The organism is Blautia sp. TM10-2, assembly GCF_003480845.1.
Classification (GTDB): Bacteria; Bacillota; Clostridia; order Lachnospirales; family Lachnospiraceae; genus Fusicatenibacter; species Fusicatenibacter saccharivorans.
This window is the reverse complement of the sequence record NZ_QUJZ01000012.1, coordinates 133650-143815: the sequence shown is the minus strand read 5'-3', so window position 1 is coordinate 143815 and position 10166 is coordinate 133650. Positions and strand designations below refer to the sequence as shown.

Here is a 10166-nt window from a genome sequence, read left to right as displayed (position 1 = left end):
AAAGACTGATCAGCTCTTAGCGGAATGCGTGGTCAGATGAGCCGGAATTTGCACCTTATTCATTCCAAAATTAATATCATGTAATATTGGCTTCTTATCATAAGCAAAATTTACATTTTCTACATTTACATACATATCTCTCGCCTCCCTGTTTTTCTTATATATACACCTTAGAGGAAGTTTAAGGTCAAGAAAAAAAGAGAACATTTTCTATTTGTCCTCTTTTTCTCAAAAATATCTTCGCATTCTTATTTTGTTTCATTACACACTATAATCCGTAATATTGAAACAACCAAAATCAAACCCAAAACAAAAGTTATTACTTTAAACGGAACACTCATATATGTATTACATAATTCCAAATATAATTGCACGCACATAATGACAGCAATTACTCCCCCTACAATACAAACAATTAATTTAGAAATATCGAAAATTTTTTGTATCCTGTCCTGCCGTTTTATTCTCTCCAATTGGTAAATATATTCCTCTTTTCCTGATATCATTTTATCTAACATCTCTTCTGATAAATCAGTCACACTCATATCCATTTTTATCAACTCTTCGCATAAAAAATAATTCTGCCTAAGTCTATTTTCTTCTTCTTTAATTTTAAGCAAATGTGTATTTAAAACGCTGGTTAATGCTTCCTTTTCATATAATATTTTTCTAATATCTGAAACCGGAATATCTAACATCCTTAACATTTTTATACGATTTAACAAAAGAATATCTTCCTCTGTATATTCACGATATCCATTTACAGGATTTCTTTTCGGAATTAATAAATTTTCTTTCTCATAAAATCTGATATTATAACTTGTAATTCCAGTTCGTTTTTCAACATCTTTTATCTTCATTACAGCCTCTTTTATGTTTCGTATTTTTTTATTGCATACAATGTCCCTGACTGCTATAATTTACATCATGGGTGCTATCATAACGGTAGGCGGTTAGTCCTTCAGCAGAGGGACTGTGACCCTCTGATTACATAGAAACTCGAAAGAGAATCCACTGGAAAGGAGGGCTAAGCCATGAGTATTGTTGATTTTATAGCAGTAGTGAGCTTCGGCTTAACCTGCTTTGGTCTTGGATATACCTTTGGCAAGGATAATAATAAACCACAAAAATAGCCGCCCTGGTCTGGTAAACTAAGCGGCAATTTTTGTCAAAACATATATCGGACTAACCGTCTATCGGTAGCACTCTTTATCTATAATCATATTAGCACGCATGTGTGAAAATGTCAAAAATTTTTTATTCTATATAGCCCAAAACAAGCTAGCCCGTTACTGTTCGACTGTTGTATCTTCACTTTCCGTTTTTATAATGGCCTCTAGTTTTTTTATAAAATTTTGTGTATGCCCAGCCGCAATGTTCTTGCCTTTTTCTTTATATTCCTGCATTACAGAATTCAAATCATCTCTTAACTTTTTGAGTGATACCGTTGTGCCTTGCCCCTCAATCTCTGGTGAATTACTGTACTGTCCCCAAATCCCAACAAACCACCCTGAAAAATGATTTTTATCCATATTATCAGCATTCTTAAATGCATTAATTGTTGCTGCTTCCATCTCAAGAGAAAATTTATTGTATCTTTTATTACTCAGCTCTCTAAATGCAACATTCAAGTCTGAACTAATCAAATCAATATAGAGCTTTTGATTTTTTTCATAAATCCACACATTATTATCTCTAAATTCTTTTATAATCTGGTATGCTGACCATTCATCTTCTGTGAAATGTTCTTTACTGTCATCCCCAATCATTCTGTGAGAATGGCTGTCTTTTTCATCAGATTCAACTAAATATTTTATTTGCTTTCTAATACCCTCTCTCACTTTTTCCCAATCGATCGTAGGTAAATCAAAGTCATACATTCTAGAATAGCAACAATTATAAAGGAAAAGGATATACTCATCTAAAGATAAATTTCCTGCATATACTTCTATTAATAAATCTTTAAATCCTTCATCAATTATTTCTTCATCAACTTCAGGTAAATTATATGTTCTAAGAATTTCAAGTGGGGTAGCCGCTTTCTCTTTTTTCAAAAACAACTGTATCTCTTTCGAAATAACATCCTCATTCCACTCCCCTTGAATAACCCACTTTGAGAATCCATCCACTATAAAATTATCGTCAAACAATTCGGGATAAAGTTTTTCTACATTAAGATACCAAAACAAATGTCCGTATCTTGTAATTTCCTGAAGCAATCCTGCTTTATTCGTCATCATAAGACATGTAAAGGAAAGAAGCCAATTACTACAGTCTTGAATGTCCTCTTTGACCAACTTATTATATACACGTTCAAAGTCTTGAATAGCACATTTAAAACTTCGTATATTATGTGGTCTTTGTGCTAACAGTTTTCGAAGTTCTTCCTCTTCTTTTTGACATTCTTCTCTTTCCTTGTTACTACCAAGTTTGTAATTTTTAGCCTTATACTGTTCAATGATTGCGTTATCATTAAAATCACCTGACAAAATTTTAACTAATAATTTCTCATTTTTTCTGAGAAGCCCTTTATATTCTATACCACAAGACATTAATTCTATAGAATTAGAAACTACTTCTTCATAGTCAGGAACAAATGGAATAACTCTTTGCACTATTTTTTCTTTAATTTCACGATATGATAATTCATTATCTGATCTATCTTTTATTTTTTCTTCATTTGCAACAATAATCGTATTAAAGCCCTGATTTTCACAATAATCATTAATGCATCCCAGAAGATCTGTACAAGAAATATTAGTTCTCTCTAAATCATCAAAAACAAGTATAACTTTTTTTTCAAACATTCTATTACTTATAGGCATAAAATTAATCAAGTCCATAATAGAAGAAACTACTTCTCCTTTTTTTTGCCAATTTTCAGGCAACCTATCCTTGATTGTGTCAAATATTCTTCTACAAGAATCTGCTACTCTTGAAACCTTTGTTCCATTCAGACTATCAAATTCGCTTGCTTTCTCCAACCATTTTTTCTTTACCTCAACTCTTAATTTATCTAAAGAGTCTATACCAAATAAACTAATACATACAAAAACATATGTATCTTTCACTGATGGGATAAATTTGGTTTTAATAAGATATGTTTTACCACATCCCCACTCTCCAGACAACATTAGTGCACCAACCGGATTATTTATATCACAATAATTTTTTAATTCTTCAATAAGATTCATTCTTTCCTCCGAATACCAAAATGTTTCTTAATTATCATATTATCTAAACAAATTCATTCTATTGAAAATTTTTCATCCCCACATTGTTAATAAATATTACCCTATACCAAACTCTTTAATTTTATCAGTCTATATCCCAAATTTCGAACTTGCCTTCACCTTATTTTACCATAGTGCTTTCTAAAGTGCTATTCTAATAGATACAAAAGTGTAAATGAGCGATCTTATCGACCGCCCTTCACAACTTACACATATACCATATTTTTCAATACAATTTCTTCTGCACTGGCTTTTATATTATTCATTAACCTAACCCACTTCATCTGATCCTGTACCTTTAATTCCTCAGTTACACCTTGTCTTTCTACCATCTGTCCCATAAGCATTTCCATCTGTTTTCTGGATTCTTGATCAATCTGATTCAGATGTTCATTCAGCTTTCCAGTCAATAACAAATACTGATACCTTGCTGATCTGTGTTCTTTTAAGAACTGCTTTCGTAACATTCCATATTTTCCATATGTCGGTTCTTCTTCTCTTAAAACCAGATCCGGCAAATAGTAATCTCCATGCAACGTATAGCTCATTCCATTTTTCTCATCATAAATTTGTTTTTTCATAGTCTAAATCTCCAATCCTTTGTATTTTGTTTTATTTTTCTTACGTTGTTGGTTTTCAATCTGACTCTTTTGAGTCGCCCATTCCAACTGTTTCAGAACGCTTCCCTTTGGCATTTGCTCCATTCGCCGTTTTTCTTCCAGTGCCCTTTGTTCTTTAATGTCCTGCTGCACCACATCCTCTACAGTTTCCATTCCCAGAATACGCACCACTCTGTCATATCTGTCCGAAGTCTCTTGTAAACGTTGATTATCATTTGATAATTTTCCATTTTCCTTACGTACATCGTCTAACTGTTTCTGGATATTATCACATTCCTCAACAGATTTTTGATATTTATTTTTCCAGCTTTCTACCATTTTGTTAAGTTCTACAACCTTTCCAGCTAATGCAGCAATCTGATTCTTCATCTTGATAAACAATGGCTTGATTTTATTCTCCCTGTAAGGTACTGCACGTTCAAATGTTCCTGCCTCCGGTAAAAACGTCTTAATCATTCCATATTCTTTTATTTCCTTACTGGCATTATCCATGATTGGTTGTAGCACATTCCGACGATCTTCCAGACTTTTTAGTTCTTTTTCTGCGTCCTCTGCCCTTTGTTCTGCTTCTTGCTTCTCCCTAATTGCCTGTTCCTTATCGTCTTTTAAAATCTGAATATCTGCTCTGGATTCCGCAATTTGTGCTGTCAGTTCTTCGTTTTCTGCAGTTAGATACTCTTTCTCCTGCTCTAATTTCTGTACTTCCTTTTTCCGTTCTTTTTTCTTGAAGTTATAGACATCCAGATGTTCCTCATGACTGCCTTTCTGTTCCCATTCAATACCATGCTCTTTTGCAATCCCTGCCAGAACTTCTTTTTCATGGTTCATCCACTGGTTTAACTCAGTATCATGCTTATTCCCACCTTGAAATCCAAGACTTTTTAATGCCTGTTTCAGCGAAACTCTGGTGTCCATTCCTTTTCCTTTCCAATCAGTTACATAAGGAATAAAATCAATATGTAGATGTGGCGTAGCTTCATCCTGATGTAGATAACAACCAAATACCCGTAGCGTTGGATTCCGTTTCTGGAAGTCCTTTACATACTCATCCAGTACTTTTACAGCCTGACCTCCTTCTGCTGTTCCGACAGCCATATCTTCTCGATTTCCAATCTGGAAAATCACTTCATGGAACAATTTTTCCTGTTTGCCCTGCCGGATTTTTTCATAGTAATTTGTAATCTGTCGATCTTTTCTTTTCCCGATATTATATCGTTCTACAGCTTCATCAAACAGTTCTTTATCCATGTCTGCTTTCGCTGTTCTTTTATACTCCGCTTCAAAATTTAATGCTTCTTTCTTAGTGCGGAATCCTCTTTTTACTTTTCGCTTTTTGGCTCCTGTCCAGTCCTCATAATAAAATGAAACATACCAGGTTCCTCTTTCTTCATCTTTGTATGCTGCCATACTTTCTCACCCCCTTACATTGCAATCTGGGAATATCCATAAAATTTCTTTTCCCAGAATGCCCTCGGTATCTTGCCCGAAACGGTTACATATCCCTGATCTGCAAGCTCTTTGTTCAGTTTGCGAAGCAGTTTGTAAGCATATCCAAGTGAAATCCCCATGCTCTCTGCAACTTCTTCCGCTGTAATCATATAGTTCTGTCTCTACATATCATTTTCTCCTTATCTATAATTATCATTTTCACTGATACTATATCATTTTAAATAATCATTGTCAATAATTTTTATCTGTATGAATGATATTTTTCTATATTGTTGATTTTTATCATTTGTGATATACTAATCATAGCTTTTAAGGAGGTGGATAATATGCAGGAATCATCTATTTCAGAAAAAATAAAAGAGCTGCGAACTGATCTGAAGATGAATCAGAAAAACTTTTCCGCAGCTATCGGTATACGTCAGTCAACTTTATCCAGTTATGAAAATGGTGTGGTTACTCCCTCCAATGATGTGTTATTGACTATTGCTCAGAAATTTCATGTCTCACTGGACTGGTTATTTGGATTATCTGAAAATAAAGTACAGATTTCTACTCTCAGCGATATTATTTGGGTTTTATTGCAGATGAATGAATCCAATGAACTCCGGTATGAACTGGATATAAATAATAAATTTCCCGGTGATATAGAAACAGAAACACAGAAATGGTATGCCGGACTTCGCTTTTATGGAAATGATCCGGAACACTCTTTAAATGCAGATATGTGTAATTTTCTTGCCGATCTGCAGGAGAACAGAGAAAGCCTGGAATCTTATTTCACAGGTAAAGATATGTTTGATATGTGGAAGAAACAGACGTTGGAATACTACACTTCCAAACCCGTCACCCATAAAGAAATTGAAGAACTGGATTTTGAAACCCGAATCCGTAAACGAGATGAACTTTTAGCACAGAAATTTTCCAATAACGAACAGAAATAGTATCATAACAGTATCACAGGCATATATGCGAAGATTTTCAGTTTCTTCCCATACCTGCCTGTTTTTAATATATTCGCTATTCTTTACAGCCTTATTTTAAACTTTTTACTCAACAGAAAAACCCCGGAAACCTTACGGTTCCGGGGTATCTTACGTTTGGACACAATGTACCTTGCGGTACTCAATATATATAATTAAGATGTTATGCTATAATTATTCGATAACTGTAGCAACACGTCCTGATCCTACAGTACGTCCACCTTCACGATCAGCGGAATGGCAATGATGGTTCTCTCCAGAAAGATCACCAGCAGTTTCCAGAAATTCAACGGAATTTCACTTATAAATGCCGGGGCGGGAACTTTTTGTTAAAAATATCGGAATCTGCCGAATTCTGCGATTCCCCCTGCTTCTTTCGTTGCATAGGCAAACAGTCCAACTCTGCATCCTGTGAAATGATCCATTTTGAAATAGAGCTGATGCCATGGTCCGATCTGTTTCCATTTTTCATCGCTCCAATATAAAAACCGGACTTTATCGTGCTGGTTCTGGAAATCCGCTTCCATCCGGATTCTTATTTTCGATGATTCAACCGCCACTGCTTCCCATTCGTTTTCTTCACTGTTGCCCTGATTTCCTTCCAGGCTGTCATTTTCCGCTTCGAGAGATCTCATAACCAGAAACATCCGTCCATCACGCTTTGTAACTGCCGCCATGCCGTAACATCCCTGTAATGCACACATACCTGCATAATCTCCGTCCTTCAGTCTTTCCGCATCAACGGTTACTTCTGTTATGCACATCGGAAACTTCATCCTCTGGGTGATCGTATTTACTGCCTGCGTGACATTTTTGCACTGCTTTTTACAGCTCATTCGGAGGCACCCTTTTTCTGCATCATTCTCAATCCAGGAAAGTTCCGGTTCGTGATTGAACTGCCAGCAGCTCTTCCATCCAAACGTTCCAAACAGCCGTTTCTGGTCCGGATTCCATTCTGAAAAATCATCACTCTCCACAAGCGAATGATACTGTTCCTCCGGTCTTGTGCTTTTTGTTTCCACTTCACAGAGTGCCCTTCCCGAATCACCCAATACCGGATAATTTTCTTTTATGATCTGCTCTTTTTGTTCGCCCGGCGCCGGCATATAGGTAACTCTGACATTTTTCTCCCATTTTACTGGCACAAGAACCGGGATTCTGCCGACAGCACCTCTGTCCTGGAAAAGTACGGCGTACCATTTATGATCCGGCGTATCCACAATTCCTCCCTGCGCAACGCCCTGGCCGCAATACCCCATGGTATCACACAACACATCTCCGCCTCTAAATTCTCCCGTCAGGCTGTCTGATACATAGCATGCCTGCGTCCGCATCCACCTGTCCGGAAGGGAATGAATCAGGAATAAATAATACATTCCATTGATTTTATAAAAATGACTTCCTTCAAAACCAAGCCCCGGATTCCGACTATCACTGACCAGAATCCGATCCAGTCCGCCTTCCTTTGGACCGCCCAGATCTTTTTTCAATTCCTGCAGACGAACATTTCTATTGCCGGAAACAATATAAACATGATCATCCTCAAACAAAAGTGAGCAGTCATGATAAAAGCCTTCTATGATGCGTTTTTCCCATGGTCCTTCGATATCATCAGCAGTATAAAGGTATGTTTTTCCGGTATCATTCGCCACAAAGCAAATATAATACATCCCTTTATGGTATCGGAGCGATGCGGCCCACATGCCTTTTCCATAGCAGTTTTTCTCACCAACAAGCCTCTGTTCCTCTGTGCTGTCCAGTCTTTCATACACATAGCTCAGATGTTCCCAGTGAATGAGGTCATACGACCGCAGAATCTCACACCCCGGCATAAAGTGCATTGTAGTGCTTACCATGTAATACGTATCATCTACCCGGATGACATCTGGATCCGGATAATCCAGTTCTGTAATTGGATTTTTTCCTGCTATCTTCATATGCTCTCTCCTCATATAATATTTCAGGGTCATGCCAAAACAGCATGACCCTGGATAAAATGCAGTATCTTTATTCTTTTACTCCGCCAAGAGTAAGCCCGGCAACAAAGTATTTCTGTAAAAATGGATAAATACAAATAATTGGAAGCATGGTAATAATGGTTGCTGCTGCACGGACCGACGTCGGTGTGACCGAACCGGCTGCATTTTTCATTGCTTCCACAGAGGTTCCCTGATTCGTAACCGATGATAAGAGTTTCATAAGCTCATACTGAAGGGTCGTCAGATTGCTGTTCATTCTGTTGTACAGCATCGCATCAAACCAGGAGTTCCACTGTCCTACCGCCACAAATAATGCTACGGTTGCATATACCGGCTTACAGAGCGGTGAATAAATCTTCAGAAAAATCGTGGTATATCCTGCACCGTCAAGCTGCGCGGACTCTTCCAGACTGTCGGAAATTCCGTTCATATAGGTACGGATTACCAGCATATTGAACGCACTGACCATTCCAGGAATTACATATACCCCGAAACTGTTTGTCAGGCCAAGTTGTTTGTACAGCAGGAATGTAGGAATCATTCCACCGTTGACATACATGGTGATAACCCAGAATAAGGATAATTCTTTTTTAAACAGAAAGCGTTTTCTGCTTACAATAAACGCCAGGATTGCATTTGCTACCAGTGCCAGCAGCGTTCCGATGATGGTTCGCGCCACTGTGATATATGCGCCCGTGATCAGGTTATCCTTCTGAAGAACGGTGATATAGTTTTTCCATGTGAATTTTCTTGGCAGCAGATAAATTCCTCCGCGAAGGGCATCTGTACCATCGTTTAATGATATTGCCAGTGTATTTAATACCGGATACAGTGTAATGACTATAAACAGTACCATGATAATACCATTTATTATCGGAAACAGATCCAATTTTCCGGTCTTTTTTCCAGTTTTTTTTGCCATGATGAACCTCCTTAGAACAATCGCTCTTCGCCATTGCGTTTTGCAATCTGGTTTGCGATCATAATCAGTATAATGCTGACTGCACTCTTGAAAATACCTGCTGCCGTACCGATTGCATAATCGCCCTGGCTGATACCCCATTTCAATACGTAGATATCAATGGTCTGTGATACTCTCTGTACCAGGCCGTTTCCTAAAAGATACTGAATTTCAAATCCGGCATTCAAAACGTTGCCTACGTTCATCAGGAGAAGAATCATAATGGTCGGTTTGATTCCAGGAAGTGTCACGTACTTAATTTTATTCCACCTTCCGGCGCCGTCTATGGATGCCGCCTCATATAAAGATGGATCAATTGCTGTGATTGCTGCCAGATAAATAATGGCATTCCAGCCGGTTTCCTTCCACACATTTGCAAAAGCAACAATAGGCCAGAAGTAGCTCGTATGTGCAAAAAAGTTAATTGGCTGTTTGATGATATGCAGATTCACCAGAACTTCATTTACAATACCAGTTCCGGAAAGCATATCATGCAGAATACCGGTTACAATAATCCACGAAAGGAAATGCGGCAGATAGGAAATGGTCTGAACCACTTTTTTTCCTATATGGCTTCTGATTTCATTTAATAAAATTGCAAACGCAATTGCCGTTACGAAAGTTACAACAAGATTGATAACTCCCATTGCCAGAGTATTCCGGATAACACGGATAAACGTCATATCTGAGAACAGTGTCCGGAATTTTTCTAATCCTACAAACTCTGAATGCAGGATTCCTAGTTTCGGTTTGTAGTTCTGAAATGCCATTGCCCAGCCAGCAAGCGGAAGGTAATAGAAAATCACACCATATGCTACGATAATTGCTGCCCAGAAAAGCAGGACTTTCTGTCTTTTGATTTCTTTCCATGTGATTTTTGTTCTGGGCTCTTTTGTTTTTGATTTTGTTCTCGCTAAAGACATGACCTCACTCCTTAAAAAAAC

Annotated in this window: 10 protein-coding genes; 1 reads left to right on the top strand and 9 read right to left on the bottom strand. The window is 37.4% G+C overall.

Annotated elements, in window-relative coordinates:
* Positions 1-9: 9 nt before the first annotated feature.
* The 6 genes from DXD92_RS19205 to DXD92_RS13485 all read right to left on the bottom strand — a co-directional run bounded on the left by DXD92_RS19205 (position 10) and on the right by DXD92_RS13485 (position 5451).
* Entirely contained in the window at positions 10-135 is a 126-nt protein-coding gene (locus DXD92_RS19205; protein WP_279220665.1) for a hypothetical protein, read from the bottom strand.
* A gap of 113 nt (positions 136-248) precedes the next feature.
* Entirely contained in the window at positions 249-860 is a 612-nt protein-coding gene (locus tag DXD92_RS13505) for a MerR family transcriptional regulator (RefSeq protein ID WP_118640722.1), read from the bottom strand.
* 429 nt (positions 861-1289) lie between these two features.
* Positions 1290-3194, bottom strand: a complete 1905-nt coding sequence (locus DXD92_RS13500; RefSeq protein ID WP_118640720.1) for a P-loop NTPase fold protein — start codon at positions 3192-3194, stop codon at positions 1290-1292.
* 245 nt (positions 3195-3439) lie between these two features.
* Positions 3440-3814, bottom strand: a complete 375-nt coding sequence (locus tag DXD92_RS13495) for a TnpV protein (RefSeq protein WP_055201005.1) — start codon at positions 3812-3814, stop codon at positions 3440-3442.
* A 3-nt stretch (positions 3815-3817) separates the two neighbouring features.
* Positions 3818-5260, bottom strand: a complete 1443-nt coding sequence (locus DXD92_RS13490; RefSeq protein WP_118640718.1) for a plasmid recombination protein — start codon at positions 5258-5260, stop codon at positions 3818-3820.
* 14 nt (positions 5261-5274) lie between these two features.
* A complete protein-coding gene (locus DXD92_RS13485) occupies positions 5275-5451 on the bottom strand; it encodes a DNA-binding protein (protein ID WP_118640716.1) in 177 nt (58 codons plus the stop codon).
* A 177-nt stretch (positions 5452-5628) separates the two neighbouring features.
* Here DXD92_RS13485 and DXD92_RS13480 point away from each other — a divergent pair, with 177 nt between their 5' ends.
* The gene (locus DXD92_RS13480) at positions 5629-6243 is read left to right on the top strand and encodes a helix-turn-helix domain-containing protein (protein WP_243008134.1); all 615 of its coding nucleotides are present in this window, start codon (positions 5629-5631) and stop codon (positions 6241-6243) included.
* 368 nt (positions 6244-6611) lie between these two features.
* On the opposite strand, the gene DXD92_RS13475 is transcribed toward DXD92_RS13480, so the two are convergent.
* The 3 genes from DXD92_RS13475 to DXD92_RS13465 form a co-directional block, all read right to left on the bottom strand.
* Positions 6612-8219, bottom strand: a complete 1608-nt coding sequence (locus DXD92_RS13475) for a glycoside hydrolase family 43 protein (protein ID WP_118595819.1) — start codon at positions 8217-8219, stop codon at positions 6612-6614.
* A 70-nt stretch (positions 8220-8289) separates the two neighbouring features.
* Entirely contained in the window at positions 8290-9183 is an 894-nt protein-coding gene (locus tag DXD92_RS13470; RefSeq protein WP_118595818.1) for a carbohydrate ABC transporter permease, read from the bottom strand.
* A gap of 11 nt (positions 9184-9194) precedes the next feature.
* Positions 9195-10145, bottom strand: coding sequence for an ABC transporter permease (locus DXD92_RS13465; RefSeq protein ID WP_118595817.1), 951 nt, complete (start codon positions 10143-10145; stop codon positions 9195-9197).
* Positions 10146-10166: the final 21 nt, after the last annotated feature.